Origin of the sequence: Agrobacterium sp. DSM 25558 (genome assembly GCF_900100825.1) — a bacterium.
GTDB lineage: Bacteria > Pseudomonadota > Alphaproteobacteria > Rhizobiales > Rhizobiaceae > Agrobacterium.
Genome location: NZ_FMUD01000002.1, coordinates 59,181 through 85,541 on the forward strand (window position 1 = coordinate 59,181; position 26,361 = coordinate 85,541).

Annotated in this window: 23 protein-coding genes; 14 read left to right on the plus strand and 9 right to left on the minus strand. The window is 55.4% G+C overall.

Annotation, left to right across the window (positions count from 1 at the left end; genetic code table 11):
- Positions 1 to 85: 85 nt before the first annotated feature.
- The 7 genes from DSM25558_RS02750 (at position 86) to fliQ (ending at position 5,480) form a co-directional block, all read left to right on the plus strand.
- On the plus strand, positions 86 to 1,357 hold the full coding sequence (locus tag DSM25558_RS02750; RefSeq protein ID WP_077101585.1) for a flagellar hook protein FlgE: 1,272 nt from the start codon (positions 86 to 88) through the stop codon (positions 1,355 to 1,357).
- A gap of 20 nt (positions 1,358 to 1,377) precedes the next feature.
- Positions 1,378 to 2,820, plus strand: coding sequence for a flagellar hook-associated protein FlgK (flgK, locus tag DSM25558_RS02755; RefSeq protein WP_077101587.1), 1,443 nt, complete (start codon positions 1,378 to 1,380; stop codon positions 2,818 to 2,820).
- 1 nt (position 2,821) lies between these two features.
- Positions 2,822 to 3,835: a flagellar hook-associated family protein gene (locus DSM25558_RS02760; protein ID WP_077101589.1), complete on the plus strand. Its 1,014-nt coding sequence runs from the start codon at positions 2,822 to 2,824 to the stop codon at positions 3,833 to 3,835.
- Between the two features lie 55 nt (positions 3,836 to 3,890).
- Complete coding sequence (gene flaF, locus DSM25558_RS02765; RefSeq protein ID WP_077101591.1) at positions 3,891 to 4,238, plus strand: flagellar biosynthesis regulator FlaF; 348 nt, start codon at positions 3,891 to 3,893, stop codon at positions 4,236 to 4,238.
- The gene (flbT, locus tag DSM25558_RS02770; protein ID WP_077101593.1) at positions 4,235 to 4,681 is read left to right on the plus strand and encodes a flagellar biosynthesis repressor FlbT; all 447 of its coding nucleotides are present in this window, start codon (positions 4,235 to 4,237) and stop codon (positions 4,679 to 4,681) included. Before flaF ends, flbT begins: the two co-directional genes overlap by 4 nt.
- Entirely contained in the window at positions 4,675 to 5,106 is a 432-nt protein-coding gene (flgD, locus tag DSM25558_RS02775; RefSeq protein WP_077101595.1) for a flagellar hook assembly protein FlgD, read from the plus strand. Before flbT ends, flgD begins: the two co-directional genes overlap by 7 nt.
- A gap of 107 nt (positions 5,107 to 5,213) precedes the next feature.
- Entirely contained in the window at positions 5,214 to 5,480 is a 267-nt protein-coding gene (gene fliQ / locus DSM25558_RS02780; RefSeq protein ID WP_067648679.1) for a flagellar biosynthesis protein FliQ, read from the plus strand.
- A 46-nt stretch (positions 5,481 to 5,526) separates the two neighbouring features.
- Here fliQ and DSM25558_RS02785 read toward each other — a convergent pair whose 3' ends face one another.
- The 7 genes from DSM25558_RS02785 to DSM25558_RS02825 form a co-directional block, all read right to left on the minus strand.
- Entirely contained in the window at positions 5,527 to 5,934 is a 408-nt protein-coding gene (locus DSM25558_RS02785) for a hypothetical protein (protein WP_077101597.1), read from the minus strand.
- Between the two features lie 271 nt (positions 5,935 to 6,205).
- The gene (locus DSM25558_RS02790; RefSeq protein WP_077101599.1) at positions 6,206 to 8,029 is read right to left on the minus strand and encodes a TniQ family protein; all 1,824 of its coding nucleotides are present in this window, start codon (positions 8,027 to 8,029) and stop codon (positions 6,206 to 6,208) included.
- Entirely contained in the window at positions 8,026 to 9,006 is a 981-nt protein-coding gene (locus DSM25558_RS02795; RefSeq protein ID WP_077101601.1) for an ATP-binding protein, read from the minus strand. The genes DSM25558_RS02790 and DSM25558_RS02795 overlap by 4 nt, the downstream gene beginning before the upstream one ends.
- A gap of 2 nt (positions 9,007 to 9,008) precedes the next feature.
- Positions 9,009 to 9,779, minus strand: coding sequence for a hypothetical protein (locus tag DSM25558_RS02800; RefSeq protein ID WP_077101603.1), 771 nt, complete (start codon positions 9,777 to 9,779; stop codon positions 9,009 to 9,011).
- A gap of 8 nt (positions 9,780 to 9,787) precedes the next feature.
- Positions 9,788 to 11,206 carry a DDE-type integrase/transposase/recombinase gene (locus tag DSM25558_RS02805; protein ID WP_083716285.1) on the minus strand — a complete coding sequence of 473 codons (1,419 nt, stop codon included), beginning with the start codon at positions 11,204 to 11,206 and terminating at the stop codon, positions 9,788 to 9,790.
- Positions 11,207 to 13,535: 2,329 nt separating this feature from the next.
- Positions 13,536 to 15,464 carry an AAA family ATPase gene (locus DSM25558_RS02820; protein ID WP_077101611.1) on the minus strand — a complete coding sequence of 643 codons (1,929 nt, stop codon included), beginning with the start codon at positions 15,462 to 15,464 and terminating at the stop codon, positions 13,536 to 13,538.
- Between the two features lie 40 nt (positions 15,465 to 15,504).
- A complete protein-coding gene (locus DSM25558_RS02825; protein ID WP_244554096.1) occupies positions 15,505 to 15,939 on the minus strand; it encodes a hypothetical protein in 435 nt (144 codons plus the stop codon).
- Positions 15,940 to 16,094: 155 nt separating this feature from the next.
- On the opposite strand from DSM25558_RS02825, the gene DSM25558_RS02830 reads away from it, so the two are divergent.
- Positions 16,095 to 16,448, plus strand: coding sequence for a hypothetical protein (locus DSM25558_RS02830; RefSeq protein ID WP_200800718.1), 354 nt, complete (start codon positions 16,095 to 16,097; stop codon positions 16,446 to 16,448).
- A 157-nt stretch (positions 16,449 to 16,605) separates the two neighbouring features.
- Here the strand turns inward: DSM25558_RS02830 and DSM25558_RS02835 are convergent, their stop codons facing one another.
- Together DSM25558_RS02835 and DSM25558_RS02840 are read right to left on the minus strand one after the other, a co-directional pair.
- Complete coding sequence (locus DSM25558_RS02835) at positions 16,606 to 17,553, minus strand: toll/interleukin-1 receptor domain-containing protein (protein ID WP_077101617.1); 948 nt, start codon at positions 17,551 to 17,553, stop codon at positions 16,606 to 16,608.
- A gap of 207 nt (positions 17,554 to 17,760) precedes the next feature.
- Complete coding sequence (locus DSM25558_RS02840) at positions 17,761 to 18,312, minus strand: PIN domain-containing protein (RefSeq protein WP_143239998.1); 552 nt, start codon at positions 18,310 to 18,312, stop codon at positions 17,761 to 17,763.
- 128 nt (positions 18,313 to 18,440) lie between these two features.
- On the opposite strand from DSM25558_RS02840, the gene DSM25558_RS02845 reads away from it, so the two are divergent.
- From DSM25558_RS02845 to DSM25558_RS02875, 6 genes are all read left to right on the plus strand, one after another.
- Positions 18,441 to 18,635 (plus strand): hypothetical protein, encoded by a 195-nt coding sequence (locus tag DSM25558_RS02845; protein WP_077101621.1) that lies wholly within the window; start codon positions 18,441 to 18,443, stop codon positions 18,633 to 18,635.
- 555 nt (positions 18,636 to 19,190) lie between these two features.
- Positions 19,191 to 19,928: a hypothetical protein gene (locus DSM25558_RS02855; RefSeq protein ID WP_077101624.1), complete on the plus strand. Its 738-nt coding sequence runs from the start codon at positions 19,191 to 19,193 to the stop codon at positions 19,926 to 19,928.
- Between the two features lie 31 nt (positions 19,929 to 19,959).
- Entirely contained in the window at positions 19,960 to 22,011 is a 2,052-nt protein-coding gene (locus tag DSM25558_RS02860; protein WP_077101626.1) for a hypothetical protein, read from the plus strand.
- Positions 22,012 to 22,185: 174 nt separating this feature from the next.
- Positions 22,186 to 24,366, plus strand: coding sequence for a type I secretion system permease/ATPase (locus tag DSM25558_RS02865; protein WP_083716286.1), 2,181 nt, complete (start codon positions 22,186 to 22,188; stop codon positions 24,364 to 24,366).
- A gap of 1 nt (position 24,367) precedes the next feature.
- Positions 24,368 to 25,831 (plus strand): HlyD family type I secretion periplasmic adaptor subunit, encoded by a 1,464-nt coding sequence (locus DSM25558_RS02870; protein WP_077101628.1) that lies wholly within the window; start codon positions 24,368 to 24,370, stop codon positions 25,829 to 25,831.
- Positions 25,832 to 25,906: 75 nt separating this feature from the next.
- Positions 25,907 to 26,284 (plus strand): Rap1a family protein, encoded by a 378-nt coding sequence (locus DSM25558_RS02875; protein ID WP_077101630.1) that lies wholly within the window; start codon positions 25,907 to 25,909, stop codon positions 26,282 to 26,284.
- The last annotated feature ends 77 nt before the right edge of the window (positions 26,285 to 26,361 follow it).

A 26,361-nucleotide genomic window follows, 5' to 3' on the forward strand; every position in this document is an offset into this window, starting at 1 on the left:
GGCTTTTCTAACAGAGAGAAAAACAGACAGCCTCACGCAAGGCCCACATCCTAACTTTGGTACAGATAAGAACAGAGGATTCGAGATGAGCCTTTTTGGAACGATGAAGACTGCCGTGTCCGGCATGAATGCACAATCAAACAAGCTGGGCACTGTCGGCGACAACATCGCGAATTCCAGCACGACCGGCTACAAGAGCGCATCGACTGCTTTCTCTTCGCTCGTCTTGTCCTCCAGTGGCGGTAACTACAATTCCGGCGGCGTCGACACCAACGTAAAGTACTCGATCTCCCAGCAGGGCGCGGCGGTGGCCACGCAATCGTCGACGGACCTTGCGATCAATGGTGATGGCTTTTTCGTTGTCCAAGATACGGCCGGTAATATCTTCCTGACGCGTTCCGGCTCGTTTACTGCTGACGACAGCGGTAACCTCGTCAACAGTGCCGGCTTCACACTGCTCGGCTATGAGTACACAGGCACCACACCAACGACTGTCATCAACAGCTATGACGGTCTTGTTCCAGTCAACGTGTCGGCCAACGGTATGACGGCAACGCCTTCGACCTCCGGCTCGCTGACGGGCAACCTCAGCGATTCCGCTCCGATCGTGGATGCGGCGAACCTCCCGAGTGATAAAGACGCTACCGTGGTTGTCGATCAGATCAGCACGTTGAAGACGTCGGTCACCGGTTATGACGCTCTCGGCAACGAAATCAAATATGATTTCTATTTTTCCAAGACGGCAGACAACGAGTGGGAAGTTAGCGTGTACGATGCGAAATATGCATCCAGCACTGGCTCCTTCCCATATTCCCAAGACCCCTTAGTCGCTGGTGAACCGATGGCTTTCGACGTCGACACCAAGACTTTTGATCTGTCGAGTATCGTCATCGACGACCCGAACAATGACACCAGCATTACGATCGACTTGTCCGGCATGACGCAGTTCGCGGCAACCAATTCGACAATGGAGCAGGGCAAGGTTAACGGTAACCCGGCTGAGCAAGTACAATCCATCTCCATCACTGCCGATGGTACTGTCTACGCAACTTATGCCAAGTCCTCTGCCCGCGCTCTTTTCCAGATCCCGCTGGCTGATGTCGCAAGCCCGGACAACTTGTCAGTCCTTTCAGGAAACGTTTTCCAGACCAGCGCAGAATCCGGCGTCGTGACGCTCGGCTTCGCCGGACAGACAGGTTTCGGTACGATCGCCTCCAAGCAGCTCGAGTCTTCGAACGTGGATATCGCCACCGAGTTGACGGAAATGATCCAGGCGCAACGCAGCTACACAGCCAATTCCAAGGTATTCCAGACGGGTTCCGATCTGATGGAAACTCTTATCAACTTGGTACGATAACAGTTTTAAAGGACGGGTGAATGTCGCTTGCTTCGGCGCTTAATACGACAAAGGCAACTCTGAGCAACACTGCTGTTCAGACCGGTGTCCTTTCGAACAACATTTCGAATGCCAGCACCGCTGATTACAATCGCCGTACTGCGATCACGACCACGAATGCTACAACAGGCGCAATCACGGTCAAGATCGAACGTACGGAAGATACCGCGCTTTTGAAGCAGGCACTGTCGGCGACATCCGACGACGCAGGCAGACAGACGTTCCTCGATGGCATGAACTCGCTCAGCGTCGTTTTGGGTGGCACCGAATATACCGCAGCGCCCTCCACTTATCTCGCTGCCTTTCAGGACGCTTTGCAGACCTATGCGGCGTCACCAAGCGATGTGACATTGGCCTCCGCGGCGATCAGCGCCGCGACCGATGTCGCGAACTCCTTGAATACATCGACCCAGTCAGTTCAGCAGCTCAGAGCGGATGCTGATGGTGAAATCGCCACGACCGTCGGCACACTCAACAAGCTCCTGTCCCAATTCGAGCAGGCCAACAATGCCGTGACCTCTGCGACGGCCACAGGTAACGATCCGAACAACGCGCTCGACCAGCGTGAAGGCATTCTCAAGCAGATTTCGGGGATCGTCGGCATCTCGACTGCGGTTCGCTCGAATAACGACATCGCGATCTACACCAGCGACGGTACGACCCTGTTCGAAACGACAGCGAGAAAAGTCTCGTTTGATTCGATGAATGCCTATGACGCCAGCGCCACCGGTAGCAGCATCTACATCGATGGCGTCGCCGTAAAGATGGGCGAGGGCAGCAACACGACGGCTAAGGGCAGCCTTCCGGCACTTTTACAGCTGCGTGATCAGGTCTACCCAAATTATCAGGCGCAGTTGGATGAGATCGCGCGCAGCGTCATGGGTGCCTTCGCTGAAACAGACGGTAACGGCGACGCAATCGCTGGACTGTTCACGACCAAGGATGGCTCGGACGTTGATTTTTCGACTGCCGAGATCATTCCAGGTCTGGCCGGTTTGATCAGCGTCTCAGCCGATGCCACCGCGACGCCGACCAAGCTTCGTGACGGCAGCATTGCCGGCGATAGCCCAAATGTCGATGGTTCGACCGGTTACTCTGAGCTTTTGTATAAGTACGCTGCCAATCTCAACACGCAGGTCGAATTCGATCCCAAGGCAGGGATATCCACGAATGTTACCCTTCTGAGTTTCGCCACGGACTCTGCCGGTTGGGTAGAAGAGTATCGTAGCAACGCGACGACGGCTGCGGAAAGCTCGTCGGCCATGTTGAACAAGTCGACCGAAGCCTATTCCAACTCGACAGGCGTCAACCTCGATGAGGAGCTGATCCAGATGCTGGATATCGAGCAATCCTACAAGGCTGCCGCAAAACTGATGTCGACGATTGACGAGCTTTTGAAGACGCTAATGGAGGCCGCGAACTGATATGAAGACCACCCCCATTTCTTCACAATCCATTAGCAATGCCATGCAGTTGACCGTCACCAATGCGCAGACGGAAATCACGAAATTGCAGACGGAAGCCGTGACCGGCACCTATGCAGACGTTGGTCTGGAGCTTGGAACGCGAACATCCACCAGTCTGGATTACACGCGTGAAAGTGCCCGTCTCCAGTCTATCATGGATTCCAATTCCATCGCCGAGCAGCGAATGGATGCTTCTCAGCTCGCCATGGAAAACATGTCGGCCTCGGCGCAGAGCCTTTTGAACTCGGTCATTGCCCTCAGCGGCAACACCGATGCCAGTAGCCTGAGCGTTGCCAAGACGACGGCGATGTCCACTTTGGAAAATTTCGTCAGCTATTCGAATACGGCTGTGAACGGCGAATATCTCTTCTCCGGCATCAACACGGACGCGCAGACGCTGGGTGACACGTTCATCACTGATATCGCCGACGATTTCAACGCTCAGTTCTCGGCCCAGTTTCCTGATCCGTCTGCGGTCACCGCCGACGAGATGAAAACGTTCCTGACGGACTACCAGGACAGCTTCGATTGGCCGTCATGGACAGGTGCGTCCGAGACGACCATGAGCAGCCGTATTAGTACTTCGGAAACCGTATCTACATCCACCACGGCCAATTCCGATGGTTTCAAAAGCCTTGTACTCGCAGGTGTGATATCGTCTCAGCTGGTAAGCTCTGGATTGAGCGCAAGTGCGCTATCCGTCGTCAATGACACGACTACGAGCCTCGCTGGTTCTGCAATTTCCGGCATCGATACCCAGCGTTCGAAAATTGGCCTGTCCCAGGAACGAGTGGAAAAGGCGAATACCTACATGAGTTCTCAAAAGACCATCATCGACACTCAACTGACCAACCTTGTTGGCGTCGATACCTATGAGGCCTCGACCCGTCTGACCGAGCTTATGAACCAGGTCGAGACCTCGTACTCGATCACGTCGAAAATACAGGGCCTGAGCCTGGTAAACTATCTCTAGTGAAAACAGAAAACACCCATGACAGGTGGCAGTTAAGACCATGAAGGAAAGATGAATGTTCCAGTTTTCATATGCGGAGATAATGGAGGATGACCCCAATATCGCCCGCGATAGAGAAAGACAGGTTCTCGACAGGTCGATTGAACTTCTCGCCATCGCCAAAGAGCGCGATCAATACGGCAAGGACGGGATCGAAGCAATTTTTTACACGAGACGCGTTTGGACCAGGCTTATCGACGACCTTAAGCAGCCTGAGAATGAGCTTCCCGTTGAACTGAAAGCCAACCTGATTTCCATCGCTATCTGGATTCTTAGAGAGTGCGAGCACATTCGCAAACGTAAATCCAAGAATTATCAGGGCATAATCGACGTTACAACCATCATCAAGGATGGATTAAAATGAAAAGCACGCTGCGCATCTCTTTGAAGTCTGGGGAAAAAATCTTCATCAACGGCGCTGTTCTGCGCGTTGACAGGAAAGTGTCTCTGGAGTTCCTCAATGACGTGACCTTCCTTCTGGAAAATCACGTTCTTCAACTCGAAGACACCACGACACCTTTGCGGCAGCTCTATTTCATCGTCCAGATGATGCTGATCAACCCGGAAGGCAAGGAGCAATCACTCTCGCTGTTCCGCAAATCGATCACCATGTTGCTGACAACGTTCAAGAACGAAGAAATTCGCTCAGAACTGAAGCGGATTGATGCAACGGTATCGTCCGGCCGTCCTTTTGACGCGCTCAAGACCATTCGTGGCCTTTATGCGAAGGAAGAAGCCATTCTCAACAGCCATGAAATCACACCTGCGGTGGTGAATGAACTGAGACGGGAAATCTCACCATGGTAGACAGCGTCACAAGCACTACAGCGACGACGACAGCAGCAACGACAGCGGCCTCCAAGTCCGATTCGAAAGCCGCAACACTGGACTACGATAACTTTCTGCAGCTTTTGATCGCCCAGATGAAGAACCAGGATCCGACGGATCCGATGGATGCCAGTGAACAGGTCGCGCAGCTCGCGACCTTCTCCCAGGTCGAGCAGACGATCAAGACGAACACCAATCTTGAAAACCTGATCTCTATCAATACGCTTTCGAACGCATCGTCTTATATCGGCAAGACATTGACGAGTGCGGACGAAAAGACGACGGGCGTCGTTGCTTCGGTGAAGGTAACGTCTGACGGTCTTACGGCGACCACGACAACTGGTGGTACGATCGTCATCGGCTCAGGCATCAAAATCGCTGATACCGCAACGACCGCGTCTTAACGGTTGGTCGCGAATCATATACCGCTCTATCCAGACGGAAACGGCGTCACTGAAATTTTGATTTCTCAATTCGGCTTCGTGACGCCGATTGGATCGAGCGGACTGAAATGAATGAGGCCGACGCTCTCGACATCATGCAAAATGCGATCTGGACTGTCCTGATTGCATCCGGTCCTGCGGTATCGGCTGCCATGGCAGTCGGTATCATCATTGCGCTTATCCAGGCACTGACGCAGATCCAGGAAACGACCCTAACATTCGTTCCCAAGATCATTGCTGTCATGGTCGCAATCGGCCTTTCCGCGCCCTTCGTCGGCTCTCAGATCGGCATGTTTACCAACATGGTTTTTTCCCGCGTTCAATCCGGCTTTTAACGCGGTTGAAGTGATGTGAGCGCGCGCGTACGCGCTCTTCATCTTCTCAGCGAGCCCCGGCCATAATATTGCAAATGCCTTCGCGAACGACGGCTTTGTCGGTGACCTGACCCGCCTGAATATTGAAAACAACATCCACTCTGACGCCAGCACCTTTCTGACGGGCAACAACGCGCAGCGTCTGAATTCGGCCCGAGCCCGTTGTTTCCTGAAAGGCATCGACAGATGACAGGGCCTTGTCGATCTTCACACCGGAAAACCCTTCCGCTGAAACCGCCTGCGCGAGTTTCTGCAAGACAGTGGACGCCTTGGCCTTTGGAAACTCCTGCCAGGATTTATAGCTCATCGCTGACATCAAGGGCACGCCCGATACCTTGAAGTTCGTCTCGCAGGTTGCCGCCTGTGCAGCGCCGGCGATAAGAAGCAGGCCAAAAGTCGCTACCGCAAATTTCATTGTCGCTCTCCAATGGTCGAATGCGCGCTGAAATTGTCACAATAGCCATAATAGTCAAGAGCATAACGGCCGCGCACCACGAACATAAGATTGTCATGACCTCTAAGGATTGTCTCTGAGGGTCCCGTAAGCCATTGAAATAATTGAAGTTACCCGTATCGTCTTACCTTGAATTGTCTCTCCTGACTCCACAGGCCTGTCTCTGAATGTCAGTAGGCACAAAAAAAGCCCGCGAATGCGGGCCTGAACGTCAAAAATCCGAGAGACAAACCTAAGCGTTCGGCGGCAAAAGAGAGGCCTCCGAGAGCTCTTTCTTTCGGTAGTAAGTTGCGATCTTTCCAGACGCTTCGAAAACGGGTTTCATCCCGTTTTTGTCGAGTTCGCCCTTCATCCGGGCGATGTTCCGACGCCATCCTCTGGCGATCCCGTAGAGGGAAAGATGACTGTCGAGAAACCAATCGACGGTGGATCGGTGAACGAATGCCTGCGGGCGCCGCGTCCTCGGATTTGTCCTGACCTCAATCGGTAGGACCCCGTTACTCACCAAGGCAGACACTGTCGCGTCTGTCGTCGCCAGCACGTTCTTGACCTCGGTCATGCTGAGGTAATCATCCGCGCCTCCCCAGTCACCCACCGATACGGGCAATTCCGCTACGTCAACAAGGATGCTGTCCATGGTCCTCGAACCGTCTGCGTAGGCGACACGGTTCAGACGCCCTTCAACGACCATCTCCAGGATATCGTCGATCGACAGGCTTTTTCGGCGGCAGGCCTGGGCCAGAGTAACGAGGTCGCTAGATGCGACGGGTGATCGTCCGAAAAGCCGTTGGCGGAACCTTTCGAATTCGGAGACTTCCACCCGGTAGAAGGGCCGGTCGCCCTTGACGCCGTTTTCGGAGACCGGAAGCATCCCCCGTTCGATGAGGTCGCGCACCCTGTCTTCATGCGTCTGCAGGGCCTCGGCCATCTCGGTCGTCGTCATAGATCGCGCCGCGCCACCTAGCACGTTATCGGCATCGCTGACGGAGAAATAGACCTGGCGATCCGAAAGCCGAGATGGCTCGATAACTCCGCGCTCCTCCAAAAGCTTTCTGACCCTCAACCGATCCATGGAATATTCCAACCCTGCCGAACGGACAGAATGAACTTGCCGCTGTTCAACGGTCGTGACGAATCTGTCGCCTGGACCGACGGGTACGTGGCGCTCCACTATGGTTTGAAACAACTCGATGGCCTCGGCATAGGAAGGAGCCTTCACGTTGCGACGAAGGTGGCGCACCATCGGTCCGAAGAACTCGGTGATGGTCAGCGCGGCAGGGCGATGGAGATCGATCGCCGCCTTGACCACCGCCTCGATCTCGTCCTTTCCACCCTTGACGATGTTGAACCCGACTGCCCTGATCCCCATGGACGAAGCCGTCACCCCGCCGATGCGGAAGTCCGGAAGACGGTTGTGCACGAGCCAGCCGACGAAATGGAAAAGCATAAGCAACACGTGGACCTCCTGACGGTCGATGAACGACCGGGTTCGATTTCCTGCGATCCTGCCCTCGATGTAGGCATCAACCTCGATCTCGCTCCCGGCCACAGGCGATCCGGGATCACACCTCAGGTGGCATCCTTCGGATACGAACAGCCCCACGTCTGACATCGGAGCGCCGTCGTCCGCTTCAACGAGCAACTCGCGATGACGGGTGCAGGAGGTCACCGCCGTGGTAAGCCACGCCGCCCGCTCGTATGGCCTTCCCTGCGGCCGGCCCGCCCCATTCTCGATATCCTCGACGAGGCAGCGGGGGCAGAAACGAAAGCGCCCCGCGACCCGCATTTCCTTGCGGAAGACGGCGTCGCCGAGCCGCCACTCGCCTGCCTGCTCGCTGACAGGCACGGCGAAGCGCCGCAGTTGGTCGGCCGCCACTCCGGACCACGACGACAACAGTTTGACTGCGTCCTCCTCTCCACGGAAGACGGCCCTGGCCATAGTGTCGCCAAGCAAGGAGGTCATGGATGGGTAAGCCATCGCCCGCGCAAGCCGAGACGCCAGGCTCAGAGGCGTCTCGGTCTCGGGGTGGAAGGTTACGGTGACGGGTAGCCTCATCCGCGCCCCCTTTTCGGTGGCGGTGGTGCGATATCGTCGAGCGCGTTGGCGGGTACTATCTCGCGCCAGTTGGTCGCCACGAACACGTTGTCCCCACGGGCACACCCAACCATATCCGCGTAGACCTTCGTAAAGTCCGAGAGTTTTACCTGAGAGCGTCCGAGATCGGCCGCCCGGAAACACGCCTCCTGCACGAGTTCGACAAGCGATCCGAACGCACCGCTGGCGGCGCGGCAGAGCCTCTCTCTGAAGACGGCCGTTAGCGTGTCGTCGGCACGGGTCATTCCGCAATCTTCGCAGACGACGGCCTGGACGATCTTCTCGATCCATTGTTCGTCATCCGGATATTCGATCGGCTCGTAACGCATGACGTAGGATCGACGTGCGAGCTGACGGTCGCCCTGAAGGAACGTCGCGAGGGCAGGCACGCCGGAGTAGATAGTATGGATTGGCCAGCCTTCGATCTGGATGAGCGTCTTGAGCGTGTCCTGCACCTCTTGAACAGCCTTGGGCGTGTTGCTGCGAAGGACGTCCTGCATTTCGTCAATCCAGATCGCCTTGACGCCTCGCTCTCGCAACTGCTCTTCGAGGAAAACATAGAGTTCGGGATCGGTCATACGCGGCGGTGCCGGGACTTTAATTGCCTTGAGGAGCCTCATGGCCAAAGCTTTCATGCCGCAGGGCTTGGGAGGCCTGATGCGGATGAGCGGGGTCACCTCGTCTCCGTAGTGATCGCGGTAGGTCTTCCATTCGGGGACGAGCGCCAAAATGCGCTTGATGGACGTCGTCTTCCCACTGCCGGTCTCCCCGATAACGAACAGGGAGCGACGCTGCGAGCCGCGCCGCCCTTTTGCCATCGCCTTGGCATTGTTGCGAAGGCTGTCGATGCGCGTCTTCAGGACCTTGTCACGACCCGTTTCGAAATAGCGCTGGCGGCTACGCTCGCGGATCGCGTCCGCGTTGATCTTCTTGGCCATGATCAAACCTCATCCTCATCGTCAAACTTGGAGCGCGTCAACGCGACTGCCGTGGCAGCCGGTTCCTCGCTGTCGGGCGTCGGGTCCGGCTTCTTGGGGGCGGGAATTTCACGATCCAACAGGAGCGCTCCTGTAGGGACCGCGTCAGGCATCGGTTCCATGACCTCTCCGGCCTCGCAGTTGGCCTCCCAGCCGCGTACGACTTTCCGGTTGAGGTCTTCCATGTCCTCGGCCGTTGGGACGCGCGCTCCAAGGTTTGCGCGGGCGGTGGCGGCCTCTCCTGTGCGGCGCATGCGGCGCATGCCCGCATACATGACCTTTAGGTCCTTCTTGGTCTTCTCGGCGATCTCGTCACGTTCGTCCTTGAGGACGGCGAGCCACTCGTGGAACGAGACGGTGTCATCAAAGCCGAACGCGTTTTCAACAGCGAAGTATTCCGTCGCGTTTCTGGCTTTGACGAGAACATGGCGCGCGTACATCAGGTCGTACATCACGTCGATCGGCTCCTGGCCGTTCTCGCGGCGAAGGGCGTTGAGCCTTTCGTCGCGATAGGTGACGCCTAAGACAACGATGCCGTTTTTCTGGATCGTGGCCGTCGTCGGATAGCCGAATGCCGCGATCATACGAAGCTGGCTGGGAGGGTATTTGATCTCGATGGAGCTGGAAGCCTCGACCCACTCGTTGTGCGGAGTGTTGCCGCCAATCCCGCCGTGGCGCTTGCGGTGGTAGATGTCGCAGACCGCGAAGATGATGATCCGCGCGAACTCGTCCATGAAGACGCTCACGTGGGCCTCGGCATTGTAGTCGCCCTCTCGTGAACGGACGCGAAGGTCCGGCCGTCGAGAAAATGCGTGATCAGCGGACCGATGATACCGAAAAGCCTCTCGATAAAGGGACGACGCGCCGGATCGCCCGCGGGCTGGCGCACAATCGTTACTCCGATCGACTGAGCGCCCGTGATGAAATGGCCGGAGACCTGCGCGGCACCGTTGTCCATCGACGCGAGATCGGGTTTGACGCAGGCCGACCAGTCGGTCTCCGCGCCGACCATCCGCGACAGATCGGTCTTGTCGACCATGGCCATGCGCAGCACGCCAGCGATCGCTTCCGCCGAAGCGGTCGGCGTGATCTTGATGCCGAGCACGTACCTGGTGGCGACATCGATCGCCACGGTGACGCAGACACGAAGGGTCTTTGGGAGTGCCTCGATGAACACGTCTGGCAGGTACGCCCACACGCCGGTCTTCACCAGCAGCGTGATCAGGTCTCCCTTCCATTCGTCGATCTCGATGTGAGCGCCGGGCCGTTCGATATCGAAGCTTCCCTTCACGTCGCGGAAGTGCTTGAGCGCCGCCTCCTCGCCCTCACGGCTTGCCATCACCTCGAATTCGTCGAAGCGGCCGATGGCATTCTTCGTTTTGGTGAGCGAAAACTGGAGCAGTGCGTCCGCACCCGCCGCGCGGCGCCTGTCGTTTTCGAGGTCAAGTTCCGCGAGGTAGCCCGCATGTACCTGCGCGGGGTTGGGCCGCAGACGGCTGAGGTACTCGCGCGCCATTTTCTGGTGGAAGAGTTCGCTGGCACGGCACGGGATTACCGTGCGGCTTCCCGGGCCATGGTGAAGCGGTACGAAGACGACGGGGTTGCGCCCCGAGGCAAGATACTTGTCATAGTCGCGTTTGAAGGTTTTCCAGCTCGGCGCGTTGGAGACTTCGGCGATCGCTTGTCCGGTGCGACGACGGCGACCGTTTTTCTTTTTCTTCGTATCGTCCAAGCCGTGCAGTTGGTCCCACCAGGTGTCCAAATATGGCTCGAGATTTTCGGAAAACGGAAGCCGCGTCCCGTTGCGGTACTCCGCCTCGTACTTGTCGATCAAGCCCACGCGAAGCTGCGCGTCGTGCTGGACCTTGGGATCGAACGAGTTCAGCGTCTTGTCGCCGTGGACGGCGAGCGTGCGCTGGATCGGGGCGCTATGATAATAGTAGATCACCTCGGCCTTCCCGGTTCTGAGGCGGGTCCAGACTTCCAGGCGGGACAACACCATCGTGCGGTCTAAGTCCTCCTCGTGGGCGAAGGTGTAGGTCAGGCTGTCCGAGAAGACCGGGATGTAGTTGCGCGTGCCTTCGCGATAGCGGTCGGTACGCCCCAGAGATACGAGGGAATGGGTGTGGCTGCGGGTCGGGAGGGGATGACTGCGGGGCATGTGTGTTTTCCTTTCGATGCTTTGGTTTCTTCAGACGGAACGGGATCGGATTTGCCGAGGGTGAGCCATGCCAGGTCGTCGATCCGGGCCTTGCCCTCGGCGACGAGTTCGCCGAGATCGATGAGACGCCAGATCGCGGAGCGACGAGCGGCGACGTTCCGGCATCCCGCGAGGAGGGTCATGAATCTGAAACGTCCCGTCATGCGACGGACGATCTCGCGGAGTTCTTCCACCGCCGCGGGGGTGTGGGTCTCGCGGGCGGCGAGGATTTCGGAGCAGTTATGGAAGGAAGCGACGTTGCCGTCCTTCTCGGTCATGAGAAGCGTCTGGTCGGCGAGACGGCGGCCACTCCTGTGGGAAACGCCCGCTTCCTCGATGCGCCGGAGCATGTCTAGCATTCCGGCACGCTTGCGGTTCATCTTGACCGCGATCGCCAGCCGCCGCCCGTCCTCGAACACGACATAATAGTCGAAGGTGTGGGTGCGCGTCTTTCCGTCCGCGTCGACGAAGGTGACCCTCGGGTACTGCGAATGGATTTCCCTGACGTGGTGCCAGGTCTGAAGCAGATACGAGACGCGTAGTTCGAGAAGGCTCTCGTGCCAGAGAATGACGCCGCGGAAAATAGAATGGCCGCGGGATGTCTTTGCCTGCTTGAGCGCGGGGCGACGGGTCGCCAGGCCGGAATGGGGGGGCGTGTACTGGAAGACAGAGGGGTCTTCCGGTGGCGGCGGCTGTCTCGCCTGGCCTGTATCCGTGGCGTTCTGACATGTGTTCGTGGGGAAACGGGCTTTGAGCACCGCCTGCGCCGCTAGCTCCCGTCTCATGTAGAGCTTTCGCGCAGTTCGATTGTTGAAGTTCATCTGGACACCTTTCAGCAGTGAAGTCCGTCGACTTGGAGCGAGCCCGCCCGGAGACCGCGATCGAAATCGCCGCCCCCGGAGCGTGTCTCCGTCTTAATTTTCACCGGCGCTCGTGATTGAGCAGTGCCAGCGAGGAGCCGAGGGAAATTGCTCTCCCAACTCGTCGAAAGTCAGCTGCTGGGGCGTGAACGTGTCCAAGTGACATGCGACGAGAAAGATTTTCCCGCCGTTTGACAGGTCTTCTGGATTCATGACAAAGCTCTCCTATTGCCCGTACGCGCATCGCGACGGGGGGAATGGATTTCCGGCATGCGCCGTCTATGTGCGGAGTTAGATCGCGGCGGGGGATGGATCGCGCCGAAGCGAAGGCGGCACGGGTTTCCCCGCTAGCTTGTTCGCCGCGATGCGATCGTGGTCCCGGAAAACGATGGCGATCCGTCAGGAAACCACGGTCAAGCGTGCTGCGTCGAAGTTTCGCGCGTCAACGAGCTAAGTAACCGGTTTTCCTGTTGAATTTACGGGTGAGCGAGCCTATATCTGTGTCATGGCTTTTTTCCTTCTAGTTTGAGCCATACGGCTGGTCCCGATTGCTAAAGGGTGGCCAGGCCGCTTTCTGACGGGTCGCCTGGCAGGGCGATCCGTCACGTCCGGCAATTCGATCGCATGATCAAAACCGCCGATGATCGATAGATAGAACCTTATAGCCGTCAATTCCAGCCCTGCCTGCGATCTCAAACTCCGTAAAAATTCAATCTTTGAGCGAACTTTTCGACGGTCAGTATCTGTTCGGGGAAGCCTCCACGAGGAGGTCGAAACGCGCTGGCACGGGGCAAGATCATTCTCTACACAGCTGATATCGCAAGGAATTAATGCAAGACCCCACCGAAAATCCTGCAATTCCTTGATGGCAATCGAAACCTTGTATTCGCAAAGAATTGAAGTGTTCGAAATCAGGTCGAATCCTTTCAATGCTCGCATAGGATTTATAGACCCGGCCGCCAAACGATATCAGACGATACCGGGGGTAAGTCGCGGTCCCGCCGGCTTCGCTCTCGAACTTCGGGTGGCGAGGGAAAAGGAAACCTAAGGATTCGATGTCTGGAATTAAGAAGCGTGAAAGCCGCGAAATCTGGTCGTCAAAAAACATCGCGAATTCTTTCTTTCCTTGTTGTTGAATCCTTGAATTTCTTTTAGGCTCAAGGAATTAGCTCGTGACTGCAGACCCCTCATCGGGAGGGATTCCATCTCGATATTGGATCACCGCCTGCTGGGAAACGGTGTCGTGATGCTCCCCCGAAAGCGCTTTTGATACTCGCTTCACCGCAACCTACGCCGGTATTGCCGCACCGCATTTTTTTTCAAAAAAATGCATTTTTCCGTTGCGGAGGCTCATTTCGTGGCCTTTCGGGCAAATCCGGCTTCGATTCTCGGCCAATCGCAGTTCGAAATGGCTCTCCGGCGTCGAACCATCAGCCCTCATCGTTCCTCTCATTCGGTATCCTGGAAGACACTGAAAGCAATGACCGGACTTGGTCGCCTGTCGCTCTGCCGTTGGTGACGAGGATGTCCACCAGCGCATCAAGTTCGGCCCGACGGCCGGAGAGGACGTCGGTGGCGCGATCAAGCTGCGCCTTGATCCGTGCTTCGACGAGCCGCCGCAGTTCCGGGTCTCGATCGCGAAGATGCGCCAGTGCGCCATCGCCCTTTCCGATTTCCACGGAAAGCGTGTCGCCGAAACCGTAGTGGCGTTCGGCTCTGGTCGCCACATCGGTGGCAACTGCCAGATCGGACATCGGCGCGCCTCCGGCTCCGTCGGCGTGATGTCCGAACACCAGCCTTTCCGCCGCGACACCTCCCAGCAGCATCGCGATCCTGTCGTCGTAGTAAGATGCTGTCCGGATGATGCCGCCGGCTGGCTCGAAGGTCGCCCGGCCGGCGACCTGGCGCATCCCCTGAATGGACACGTCCCGTTCTACGACGACCTCGGCAAGAATATCCGACGAAGCCAGAACACCTACGATGGCATGCCCGGCCTCGTGGACGGCGGTATGCCGCAACTCCTCCTCGCTCATGCGACGGCGTTTCGGCAAGGTCTCTACAAAAAGGCTTTCCGTGATCGCGACATTGCGTCGTCTGACGATGCGACGGATGTCGCGCGCGAATTTCTCGATGTCGGCGCCGGACCATCCCCGCGTCGCCGACACGAAGCGGGACATGCCACTCCCGATCTCGTGGCCATTCAGATGCTGAAGCAAAATGCCCACCCGGGCATCGCCGTCGGGTAGCGGAATTTCGAGCAGGGTTTCGAGCCTGCCCGCCCGCAGGAGCGCGTGGTCGATGACAGCCGGATTGTTGGTCGCTCCGACCACCACTACGCCGTCTCTCCCGTCGGGAGGATCGAGGCACTCGAGGAGACCGTTGATCACCTGGCGACGGTAGTCGCGATGGTGGTCGTCCGACGTCGGCGCGTCACGGTCGCCGAACGAGTCGAATTCGTCGATAAAAAGCAGGCAGGGAGCTTTTTTCTTTGCCTCCGCGAACGCCGCCCTCATGGCTTTGAGGTAATCGCCCAGATGGCCTTGAGCCTGCCATTTCGCGGCCGACGCGGAGACGAGATCGATTTCGCAGGTGGTGGCAAGAGCCTTCGCATACGAGGTCTTTCCGCAACCCGGATGGCCACATAGAAGAACACCGCGATCCACGTCGGCCCATGTAATGTTCCCTTCGCGCCAGGCCTTTAAATCCTCGGCCAACCGTAGCCCCCAGGTCTTGGCTTCACCATACCCGTGCATGTCCTCCAGACCCAACGGCCGCGACTGCTCCTTTGCTGGTTCCGGTTGACCCTCTCGCGTGACCATGCGTTTCAGCTGGCGAAGGGAACTGGTGAGAGGTCGGTTATGTCTGACGGCGATCAGGATCGTATCGAATGATTGCGTCGACAGGAATTCGGCGTGCTCGCGCGTCATACCGCGCACCTTCGCCTCCCGAGCCGCGGCAATGTAATGTTCGGGGACGGCTTTGGCCACCTGCACGATCAGATCGGTTCCGGAGAGGTAGTGCGCGGTGAGATTTTCTAATCTTTCAGTAACGACGACCACCTGGCGGGCGTACCTCACGCGGGTGAACACCGCTCGTGGATCGTCTGTCGGTACGTCGACGGTGAAGACGACAGCCGCATCGTGGCCGTATTCATCGACCTCCTCGCGATCATTGAAGAGACTGGACGCGGCACGTCGATAATAATCCGCTGTACCCTCCGGGACGATAAGCGCGGCGCTGAACGAAAGATTTTTGCGGCGAAGGAACGGGCGAAGCGCATTACGGACACCGCATCGCGCCACCGCAATGGCGAGATGGGGCGGCGACGGCGGGAAAGTCTTGGTTCTGTACTGGGACACGGTAGGATACTCCAACAACGAAAAACGGGGTGGCGACTTCCTATCTCGCTATCCGCCGTACCGTCGTCTCGGGCCCGATCGGCGCTTCGTCGAGGTCCACCTCCACAAACCCATGGAGAATGAGCGACGCGATTCCGGTTACGGGCTTGGTTTCCTGAAATGCGTTGAGGCATTCTCCCATGGGAAGGGAGCCATGCTCGTCGAGCGCTGCCAGTAATCGAAGGCGATCCCCTAACGGCACGGTTGCTCCGGCATAGCGAAGCAGGTCCCGGGCGTTACGCAGCCTGAAACCGTCGTAGATTTCGCGATTGTCGAGAAGCCTGTATCGAGCGTCCAGTCGGCTCACCTCGGACGAGAGAAGGCCGCCGTCAATCGACCTCGCCCGGTCGGGCGCGTCCAGGTACAGGACGACACCGTCGTCATCGAAAACCTGGAAATCGAAAACATGCGTCAGTCCCCCCGGGGCGAACGGCATGGGCATGCAGCGCCATGACGTCACGGACGGGTTCACGTCAAGGAGGCACCCTACATCGCGGGCGCACTGAGAACGGAACAGTCGAACGCCGTCGCACTTCACCGTGCCGGTCGGCTGATAGGTTCTGATTGAGGCTGAGTTTCTGGCGGCGCGCAATGCGACGGCCTGCTTTGCAATTCCCATGGCATCCTCGGACAAACAAGGTTGGTCGTCGCCGCGGTGATCGCGGCAGCGATGGTCAACCTATTCGTATGAGTTTGCGCTGGTTCTTTTGCATGGCGGCACAATTAAACGACAAACTAAAAGAGTCAAGCTATGGTAGCAATTTTTTTATGTTTGTCGCTGAAAGGCGAGAAAAGCCATATTTTCCGGCGATAAATACCGGCGAAAGTTGTATGGGCGAAATTCAGGAACTCGCTGGATATGCGTCGAGTGCGTGGATTCAGGCGAGTATTCAATTGTACATCAAGGGTTCGCTAATCTCGCGGCATGCAAAGGCGGCCCGCTGACTAGCCCCAGCCGCTCCTGATGTCCGTACGCCTGCACTGGGGGCACGCGACGGGCGAGACACGCTCGTTTTTCCTCATGGCCTCCTGCCGTTCGTCGGAGGTGAGGACTTCAATCTCGAATCTGTGGCCGCAGTTCAGGCACTGGAAACGCCTGAGTTCAGTCATATTCAATCCCCGCATGTTCGACGAACTCGAGCCACAACGCTTCTGCAGCCTGCTGGCCGTCGTACTTACTCTCTTCGCGCCCTCCGTATCTGCCAAATCCCCACGTCAGATACATATTGTAGTCATCCACATCGACCTGAATTGAACCGTTTGAGGAGCCGTGGTCGGCATGAGGCTCGAAGACATAGTTGATATCCCCGAAGTTATGCCTTTTGCCTCTGCTGTTATGAACGGTGATATGAGCTTCCCGTCCGCCTTTTATCCCGCGGTTGACGACCGTACACGTGAAGGAGTTATCGCCCATCTTCAGAAATTTGGCCTTTAGGTCTTCGATGCCGCTAAGCTCCCGGCATGAATTTTCAAAATAGTCCTGGATGATGCCGTAGGCCTTGTCGATGAATTCTCCTCGCTGGATCGAGTCGAATTCCTGCTTTATCTTCACCCTACGCCCCGAAGTCTGGGTGGTTGTAAAGCCAGAGACAACGTCGCCATTCTGGGGATTGGCCGACGCGAGGAGCTTTCTGAGACCAGCGACGACGTCCAGGTACGCGACGTTTGCATTGGTCCATTCGGAAATTGGCTTGCCGTCCTTTGGAAGCGCCATGAACTGGCTGAAAGGCGATGATAGCCAGTCACACGGCTCCAGGACAACAGGGACTATGTGAAGTTCACCGACCTCCGCCCGCCGTAATGCTTCTTGAAATTCTTTTTCGTAACAATAGTTGGATGCCAGATAGTCCGGGCTGACGAGAGCGATAAAAAGATCGCTTGTCTCAAGCGCGGTCATCACGGAATCATTCAGTTTCGCGCCGGGAACGATCCGGTGGTCAGTCCAGGTTTCGATGTCGCCATCGCGCTGTAATAGAGACATATGCTTGTGGAGCCTATCGAGATACCGCTCGTCGGCATGCGAGTACGAAATGAATGCGGTTAGGGCCAAGGCAGATTTCCTCCCATACGGAATCGGACCCCAATTTAGAATTGAATAATATTCTAAGTAAACTGGTTTTTCGTCGGCGTGCGAAACGGAATACAGTGTATGGAAGCCAACAGTATCGCTGTCTCAAACCATTTCGTCATCTTCCAACCTATGGCGTTGACGGTGACCTGCCGTTAAGACCTCAGATGGACTGTCCGAAACCACGTACTATTTCAGAAATCTAAAATCTCGATCGTCTGGATCGGTCTCGGTCCGGTTTCTTTTGGGCGGTTTTGGCCGCAACGACGACGGGCAATTGATGTACCAGATATTTTCAAGCGGCTGGTAAAGCCCGGGAAGCGGAAAGTACCTACCGATCGACATGAAATCTTTGATGTTCATCGTCGCGATGGGCATCTGGTGCGCGATGGAAAGTGCTGCGAAATGAAGATCGTGTCCCAGCTTGTCTTTCTTTTGCTCGGGAGGCTGTTTGTAGAAATGCCGGAGCGGTCCGACTGTCGTCATCTCCGCATATAATGACGCGGCCGTTGGCGTGAAGTCCGCGAACCGAAAATCGACCGATAGGATGTCCTCTATCCAGGCATGAAGTCTCGCCGCTTTCTGTGGATCGTGTTTCTGCGCGAGATGGGCACCTCGTCTCAACTCTGTTATAGCGGGGTAAGACAGTGCCAGTGATTTCGCCCCGACGGCTTTCATCCAGGTCCGCAGGCCCGGTGGTGGACGCTGCAGGCCGGCGTTGCTAAGTATATTAGTATCCATTAAATAAACTAGGTCAGCCATGATGGACCTCGCGGAAACGAATCACGAGAGCCTAGCCGGTTGTGGCCGGTATTCGTTAAAATCCATGGCTTCAAAAGTTACGAGTCAAAAATCGGAGGTCGAGGTGGATGGCGGGTAATTGGACGATCGAAGAAGCGAGCGCGGACCTGGCTTCACTGTTGGAGGCGGCGCGAGCGGCGACGCAGTACATCATGGACGGTGACGATAGCTTCAGCGTATCGATCGTGCGGAGTAGCCGTTCTCTCGAGAACCTGCTCGACAACGAGGGCCCATTTAAACCCGAAGACATCGAGGACATCTGACACGCCGGAACGGCCATCGACAATCCTTATAGGTAGGACAGCATTATGTCCGGGCTGGGAAGTCGAGGGGTTCTGGGACTGTAGGATTCGAGTGCAGAGCGGGCATTCTGGAAACTCTCTTCGTCTTGATATTCGTCCCTCATCGTTTTCAGGTCCGCTTCGGTCATGGGGTCGTGCATCCGGTTCCACACATCCGATCCCAATCGCCAAACAAGCCGCTTCTGATCGGGAGAGAGGCTCGCGGAAGCATGGTTCCAAAAACGGCAAAGTCGAAGCCTGTCGTCACCGACGCTGAGCGTCGTGAAAAACTCGGCTTTAGATGGCAGGTCCGCAGTCGCGTATCGACCGAAGCATTCCTTGTCCCGTTTGCTTAGCGGGAAAGCGCTGTATTCGAACAACGATTAACCACCAGCTCAAAAACGAACTTTACACCAGATCAGAATTATTCTAGCTCATAGCAGACACAATAAATTCAATCATAAGTTACTAATATATTGGTCTAAAGTTAGTTTGGCTCTCTAAAGAGTATAGAAATGCAGGCAATGAGGGTCTATTATGCTTGAGAAGTTTATTGCGATAAACACACTCCTGTTTTTTTGCGTCTTCCCTCAAGTGACCATGGCATCAGAACCGTATCCTTGCGACCCAAATTCGACGTCTATCGGCGAAAAAGTCCCTGCTGATTATCTCGTTGTCCGAGAGTTAGGTGCCCATAAATTGAAGGTGCCGTACGGCTACTTGACGCCAAGGGAAAGAGAAACGGAGGTCAATTGCTATCCGAAGCGGCAAAAACTGGAGTTTTCCTTCTGGATGCCTGACCTTGCGCCTGCTGCAAAGGACCCTTGGTTCAGCGGTGATTTGCGCCCAAAAGAACCGAATAGGTCCTCCGCATCCCAGGACAGCTATTTGGTTAAGGTCATCGGTGCTTGGTACGTTGCGGAAGGCGCTGACGACTACGTTAACCCTGAGACTCGGTTCAAAAATTCACTCAACGGGCCACAAGGTCCGTATCCACTCGAAACCGTGTTCGGGTTAACGCATATAATTGAACCTCAAGGCACCCTCTCGTTTGATGGTTATGGGCAAGTGTCTGAAGACGACTTCAAAATTCAGATCGATTGCATTGCGAATCACCAAGCTTTTCCAAACCCGAACTGCAAAGCTCATCTTCGTTTAACCGATCTGAATGTGAACGCTGTGTTGCTGTTCCCGGTAGACGCTTTACCTCAGTGGCGCGCAGTAAAGGACGCTGTCCATTCTCTAATGAGTAAATGGATAGTCGAAGCGAAATAAATTTCCAATACAGCCATCTTCGGAGAGACAAATGGCAGGCGAATTTTCATTAAACGACGGTCAGAAACTAGAGCTCAACAGGATAACAGAGAACGGCTCCAAAAACTTCGCAAACGGATATGATTATGTCCGCGGAGAGATGAAAAAATACCTGGATAGTTCTTCTGATTTGACGGAGGCTGAAAAAAAGTCGCTCAACGACACGAGTTACTGGTTGGAAAAGGCTGCTGAAATAAACCGAAATGACGGTGACAGCGAAGCCAATGTTTTCATTCGGGGTGTCACGAGAAGCGGGCTGTCGTTCGACCAGAAAGCCGCTGGTGACGAGATAATACAGAGTAACTCCGATTTGATCGGAACGACCGTTTTCCGGGATATTTTCCAAAGCGGAAAAGTCCCCTCTTTGCAAAATCTTTTGGCTGTCGATGTCAATTCTGCATTAGGTATAGGAGGGCAGACGCTTGGTGGCTGGGGTGGAGCTTTCTATTACTGGGATATGCCGCTGTCAGATAGGCCGAACGACACGGTTGGAAACAGAATCTCTGGAAGTCCGGCTGAATACGAAAAGTTTATCGCGATAACCGCGAACGCTGTTGTAGAAACCATGACGCGTCTCGGCATGAGCGTGGAGCAATTTTTGACGGCATACTACGCCCAGGCACCCGACGGTGTTAAAGCACAGATAGCGAATCGAGTTGTTGAATACCGAAATGGCGAGATCGACACCATCATGGGCGATCCAAATAGGATTGACGGTTATGCCGCCAGTTTTTCGCCTACCGGAGAGGTATCATGGTACACTCTCGACAAAAATTTAAACCAAATAACTTTAACGGATAGCGGAAAAATTGCCGACTTGAATGAAAGACGTCGGGTACGACTTGACAGAGAAGGCGATTCGTCATGGCAGGGTCTCCCAGCTGATCTTGTCAAAAACATTGAAATTAATCGCAAGGCGTCTGAAGAAGCGAAACGCATAGCAGCTGAGAAGGCGGCAGCTGAGAAGGCGGCAGCTGAGAAGGCGGCAGCTGAGAAGGCGGCAGCTGAGAAGGCGGCAGCTGAGAAGGCGGCAGCTGAGAAGGCGGCAGCTGAGAAGGCGGAACGTGATCGTCTTGCTGGAATAGAAGCTCTCCGACAGGCTGAATTGCAGCGTCAGAAAGCGATTGAAGATCGTGCGCGGCGTGAGCGCGAGCTTCGGGAAGTCCAGGAACGACAAAAGGCGATGCAGGAAAAAGCGCAACGCGAGATGGAGGAGCAGCGAAGACAGAGAGAAGCGGAGCAAGCGAAGCGAGCAGCCGAACAGGAGCGCTTGCGACAGGAGGCTGCGAATATTCGCATTCCGGGTTCAGGCAATACAACGCGCCCAGCCCCAGGAGTGCCAACGCCGAGACCTCGTCCAGTCGTTTCCCCTCCACGAGGCGGCGGCCGGGGACCATTTATTGGGTTTCCCGTTGTGCTCGATCTGAATGGAGACGGTCGACTTGACATAGTCCAGCTGGATGAAAACGCACCCGCTTTCGGCAAATCTGAGTTTGATGGAACGGCAAAAGAAAGCGTTGGACCTACGTTTGATTGGGACGGAGATGGCGTCCGTGAACAGACCGCTTGGGTGGGCCCTCAAGACGGTTTGCTGGCTATCGACCTTCCGAGTGATGGCAGGAGTGGCCCTGACGGCAAGATAGACCAACCGGAAGAGATCGCATTCGCTCTTTGGAAAACAGAGGAAGAGCGCCAAGCAGAGCTAAAGGAATTGGGAATAGATGATACGGGGCGACCTGTCACCGATATCGAAGGGTTACGTTTCGCCTTTGATACGAACAGGGATAATGTCCTGGACCAAAACGATGCCCGTTGGGGCGAGTTCAGAATCTGGCAAGACATCAACCAGAACGGTATATCCGACGAAGGTGAGCTCCTCACCATGGAGCAGGCTGGCATCAAACTGATCAACCTTCTTCCAACGGAACACGGAAGTAAAACTTTTGCCGATGGATCAACGATCCTCGGAACGACGGGGGCTCAGTTGAAGGACGGTACCACCATGCTCGTCGGCGACGTCGCCCTTTCTTACAAAGTCCTGTAACCAAGCTCGCGGCGGCACTGGCGCTCCTAGCCACATCGGCAATGCCAGTCCCACCGCGGGTATCTTCGGCTTGGTATCAGATCGCTTTTCTTACCCCGACTTCAACAATGGCATTTTCAACGTGGTCCATACGGGGCCGTCCGCTGAAGTGAATTTCTACGGATTTCCGACGCTATGGACACAAACATCAATGTGGACACCGAGGTCAGTGACATCGGCACTAAGGTCGACGGCAAAGAAGTTAATTCTGGGATAGCCGCTCTCGTCGCGGTAGCTGCAACCTACCGCATTAATACGAATGGGAGACATTTGTGCAGGGAGCTTGCCCTTACCTCTCATTTGCAGCCGACAGACCTGTTGAGGGCCGCGCGCCTTATTGGCTTTAAGTCTCGCCTGATATCGACTGTCAACGAAGACCGACTTAGAAATATCTTCACGCCGTCCATACTGTGTCACACCGACGGTCAATTCAGCATTTATCTTGGGGAGTCGGACAGCGGACAACATCGGGTTGCTGATCCTGTCACCCTTGCCGTAACACATTTGAGCTTTAAACAAATTCTCGAACGTACCGAGGGCAAAATACTTTTGCTCCAAAAGCGTTTCGCAGGACCCGGTGTCTCTCCGAGTGCTTTCGGCTTCCGTTGGTTTCTCCCCTCCCTGTTTCGTTATAGAAAAGCATTCGGCCACATCCTTATGGCATCTCTCTTCGTGCAGTTGTTTGCGCTCGTGACGCCGCTTTTCTTTCAGGTCGTTGTCGATAAGGTGCTTTCGAACCGAAGTTATTCCACACTTATCGTCTTGGTAGTGGGGTTGGCGGCCATCGGTCTTTTCGATGTCGTGCTACAATATCTGAGATCATATGCGCTGTCGCACACGACAAATCGTATCGACGTCGAATTGGGGCAACGCCTGTTTCGGCATATGATGCGGCTCCCGTTGAGTTACTTCGAGACCAGGGCAACTGGTCAAACGGTCGCGCGCGTGCGAGAGCTGGAAACGATAAGAAGTTTCCTGACCGGGCAAGGACTTTTCTCCGGTCTGGACCTGGTTTTTACGGTCGTGTTCATAGCCGTGCTGTTTGCCTACTCCTCGACCCTAGCTTGGATCGTGGTGGCATCCATACCTTTCTACATCGCTGTCGGCGTAATAATACGCCCGTTCTTGAAAGACAGAATTGACGAGAAGTTCGAGCGGGGAGCGTACAGTCAGCAACTGCTTGTGGAGACCGTCGTCGGTATTCAAACGTTGAAGGCCACAGCCGTCGAACCGATTGTCGCGGCGCAATGGGAAGAACGGCTTGCAGCTTATGTGAGATCATCGTTCGCGGCCGCGATGCTCGCCGCCAAGGGCCAGAACATCGTCCAATACATCAGCAAGATCACGAGTGCCGCGCTTCTCCTTTTCGGTGCGCAGGCCGTAATCAACGGCGAGTTGTCGGTCGGTGCACTCGTCGCATTCAACATGATCGCGGGCCAGGTAGCGCAGCCGATCTTGCGTCTTTCACAACTATGGCAGGATTTCCAACAGGTTCAGATATCTGTCTCAAGGCTTGCCGATATCCTGAATGCACCGACAGAACCTCGGCCTGAGAAAGCTGTCAATCTGCCGACACCGAAAGGGGCCCTGGATTTCAAACATGTGAACTTTCGATATCGTGCCGACACACCCAACGTTTTGAGCGATACGAATCTTTCTATCCGTGCGGGCGAGGTCATCGGAATCGTCGGTCCCTCCGGCTCGGGAAAATCCACGCTCACCAAGCTCGTACAGCGTTTCTACATGCCTGACTCGGGACAGATTTTTCTTGATGGCCAAGACATCTCGCAGGTCGATCCTTCCTGGTTGCGTGGCCAGATAGGCGTGGTTCTTCAGGAGAACATGCTCTTCAATCGGTCGGTTCACGAAAACATCGCCATCGGGAATGCCGCCATGTCGCGCGACGCCGTTATAAGGATGGCGCGGATGTCGGGTGCGGACGAATTCATCACCAAACTGCCTCGCGGATACGATACGGTCATCGAAGAGCGCGGTGCAAATCTATCGGGCGGCCAGCGACAGAGAATAGCGTTGGCACGCGCGCTCGCTAGTGATCCGCCTATCCTCATTCTCGACGAAGCAACCAGCGCGCTCGATTATGAGAGCGAGAGGCTTATATTATCCAATATGAGGCACATCGTCCGAGGAAGGACGGTCCTGATTATCGCGCATCGCCTGGCGACGGTCAGGCATTGCAACCGGATCGTCGGGATGCAGGACGGAAAAATCGTCGAGCAAGGTACACATCAGGAACTGCTCCTTAAAAAGGACGGGCTTTATGCTCATCTCTGGAACCTCCAGAACGGAGACGTATGAGATGAGGGCTTCTCGTTCGAATACCAAACATCCCAAGCGGGATCGTGAAGATATGGAGTTTCTCCCTTCACATCTCGAAATACTCGAAACACCCGCGTCACCCATTCGCGTTGCGTTTCTTTGGCTCATCTGCATGTTGGCGATTTTCAGTCTGCTTTGGGGGTGGTACGGAAAATTCGATATCGTCGCGACTGCCCAAGGAAAAGTTCAGCCGACGGGACGTGTCAAAATCATCCAGTCTTTACAGCCCGGCAAAACAAAATCCGTTGCAGTGAGGGATGGTGAGCGCGTTGCGGAAGGAGACGTGATTGTCCAGCTCGACGATACGGACGTCACCGCGGAGCTGATGGCAAAGCGTACGATCTTGAAAAACCTCGAGGACGAAATTTATCGAAGAGACGCAAAGGCTGCCGTTCTCCTGAGATTGAACAGGGAGATCACGAGCCCAGACAGGAACGCCGTGTCGGATTTATTCACCCAATCCGATCTGGAGGAAAATGGCATTGCCGCAAGGGAGCGCGATGTTTTCGACGCAGAGATTACGGAGATCATCGCAAACCTCGGTAGCCTGTCTGCACAGCGGATGCAGCGACGAGCCGAGATCGTTGGTATGGCCGATGCGGTCGAGTCACAGCGTTCACTGGTCAAAACGCTAGGTGAACAGATACAGATCAGGTCGCAACTGTTGAGCAGCCGGGTCGGCTCGCAAATGGCGGTTTTAGACGCGACGCGGGAATATCAAAAGTCAGCGGCCGATCTCTCGGACAAAGTTGCGCAGATGAAGTCGTCGGAAGCAGCGCTGCAAGTTATCACAGCAGAAGAGTTGAAACTTCTCAGAACTGCGCTCTCCGACAACGCGAACAGGAAAATCGAGGCCCAGCGTCAGGCCGACGAACTTGCTCAGGAAGTGGTGAAGGCTGAAGTTCGCAAAGACCTTTTGACCATTAAATCTCCGATTTCAGGCACCGTCCAGTTATCGTCCATCACTACGATTGGACAGGTGGTCGCCGCAAATACAGAACTCATGCGAGTTCTTCCAGACGGCGCCACGCTCGAGATAGAGGCTTTTTTGACAAACAAAGACATCGGATTCGTCTCTGTCGGCCAGTCGTCGATCATCAAGGTCGACGCATACCCTTTTACTAGGTTCGGCGTGCTCAAAGGACGGGTTAAAAGTATCTCATCGGATGCCATTCCGGAGCCAGATGCTGAGAATTTGGAGCGAACCGCCTCTCGGCAGCAAAGCCAGGGGATTCCGACGGGAAACGTACAACGGGTTCAAAACCTCGTCTTTCCGATGGTTATCGAGTTCGAACATCTCGGAACGCAAGAGGGCGCAAATGCTATTCATGTCAGTCCTGGCATGACAGCATCGGTCGAGATACAAACGGGACAACGAAGAATCCTGGAATATCTATTCTCCCCGATCGCTCAAGTGACATCAGAGGCCATGGCGGAGCGATAATGCGAACAAAAATTAGACAGGTAGGCTGCGCTGTGCGTGGCAGGATGCCAACCATAGAAAAGAAGGAGCATTAGAGTGCGCAATATCCGAAAAATTCAACGAGTTATTGTTTACACACTATTAGTGCTTCCTGTGACGTTTAACGTCAGTTCAGGCCAAGAGCGGTCTGCAATGCCTTTGAACTTGCTTCTCATTGATGCCCAGAACGAGCAATCGATGTATTATGCATATGTTAAAGCGATTGGTCTTGGTATAGCCGAAGCCAACCAAAATATCGCAGACAGGGGAGATAATCCTATATTTTGCACTCAAATAACAAAACCTAAAATCAAATACACTACTATTGTTACGGACTACGTGCAGAGAAATCCAGCGCTCTTAACGGTAGATTCTACAAAATTGGCCGAAACGATGATATTGGCTTTGCAGGAAAAATTCCCTTGCGCCAAGTGAAGTGAGGGCTGGATGGTTCGGAAGGCGATTTCTTTCATCAACACCGGAAAGCCGAGTGTGCCGGGGTCGGTCCCTTG

Coding starts and splice junctions, on each gene's coding strand:
- DSM25558_RS02750 (WP_077101585.1), top strand. CDS start 86: ATGAGCCTTTTTGGAACGATGAAGACTGCCGTGTCCGGCATGAATGCA.
- flgK (WP_077101587.1), top strand. CDS start 1,378: ATGTCGCTTGCTTCGGCGCTTAATACGACAAAGGCAACTCTGAGCAAC.
- DSM25558_RS02760 (WP_077101589.1), top strand. CDS start 2,822: ATGAAGACCACCCCCATTTCTTCACAATCCATTAGCAATGCCATGCAG.
- flaF (WP_077101591.1), top strand. CDS start 3,891: ATGTTCCAGTTTTCATATGCGGAGATAATGGAGGATGACCCCAATATC.
- flbT (WP_077101593.1), top strand. CDS start 4,235: ATGAAAAGCACGCTGCGCATCTCTTTGAAGTCTGGGGAAAAAATCTTC.
- flgD (WP_077101595.1), top strand. CDS start 4,675: ATGGTAGACAGCGTCACAAGCACTACAGCGACGACGACAGCAGCAACG.
- fliQ (WP_067648679.1), top strand. CDS start 5,214: ATGAATGAGGCCGACGCTCTCGACATCATGCAAAATGCGATCTGGACT.
- DSM25558_RS02785 (WP_077101597.1), bottom strand. CDS start 5,934: ATGAAATTTGCGGTAGCGACTTTTGGCCTGCTTCTTATCGCCGGCGCT.
- DSM25558_RS02790 (WP_077101599.1), bottom strand. CDS start 8,029: ATGAGGCTACCCGTCACCGTAACCTTCCACCCCGAGACCGAGACGCCT.
- DSM25558_RS02795 (WP_077101601.1), bottom strand. CDS start 9,006: ATGGCCAAGAAGATCAACGCGGACGCGATCCGCGAGCGTAGCCGCCAG.
- DSM25558_RS02800 (WP_077101603.1), bottom strand. CDS start 9,779: ATGGACGAGTTCGCGCGGATCATCATCTTCGCGGTCTGCGACATCTAC.
- DSM25558_RS02805 (WP_083716285.1), bottom strand. CDS start 11,206: ATGCCCCGCAGTCATCCCCTCCCGACCCGCAGCCACACCCATTCCCTC.
- DSM25558_RS02825 (WP_244554096.1), bottom strand. CDS start 15,939: ATGCCGTTCGCCCCGGGGGGACTGACGCATGTTTTCGATTTCCAGGTT.
- DSM25558_RS02830 (WP_200800718.1), top strand. CDS start 16,095: ATGCGACGGCCTGCTTTGCAATTCCCATGGCATCCTCGGACAAACAAG.
- DSM25558_RS02840 (WP_143239998.1), bottom strand. CDS start 18,312: ATGGATACTAATATACTTAGCAACGCCGGCCTGCAGCGTCCACCACCG.
- DSM25558_RS02845 (WP_077101621.1), top strand. CDS start 18,441: ATGGCGGGTAATTGGACGATCGAAGAAGCGAGCGCGGACCTGGCTTCA.
- DSM25558_RS02855 (WP_077101624.1), top strand. CDS start 19,191: ATGCTTGAGAAGTTTATTGCGATAAACACACTCCTGTTTTTTTGCGTC.
- DSM25558_RS02860 (WP_077101626.1), top strand. CDS start 19,960: ATGGCAGGCGAATTTTCATTAAACGACGGTCAGAAACTAGAGCTCAAC.
- DSM25558_RS02865 (WP_083716286.1), top strand. CDS start 22,186: ATGGACACAAACATCAATGTGGACACCGAGGTCAGTGACATCGGCACT.
- DSM25558_RS02870 (WP_077101628.1), top strand. CDS start 24,368: ATGAGGGCTTCTCGTTCGAATACCAAACATCCCAAGCGGGATCGTGAA.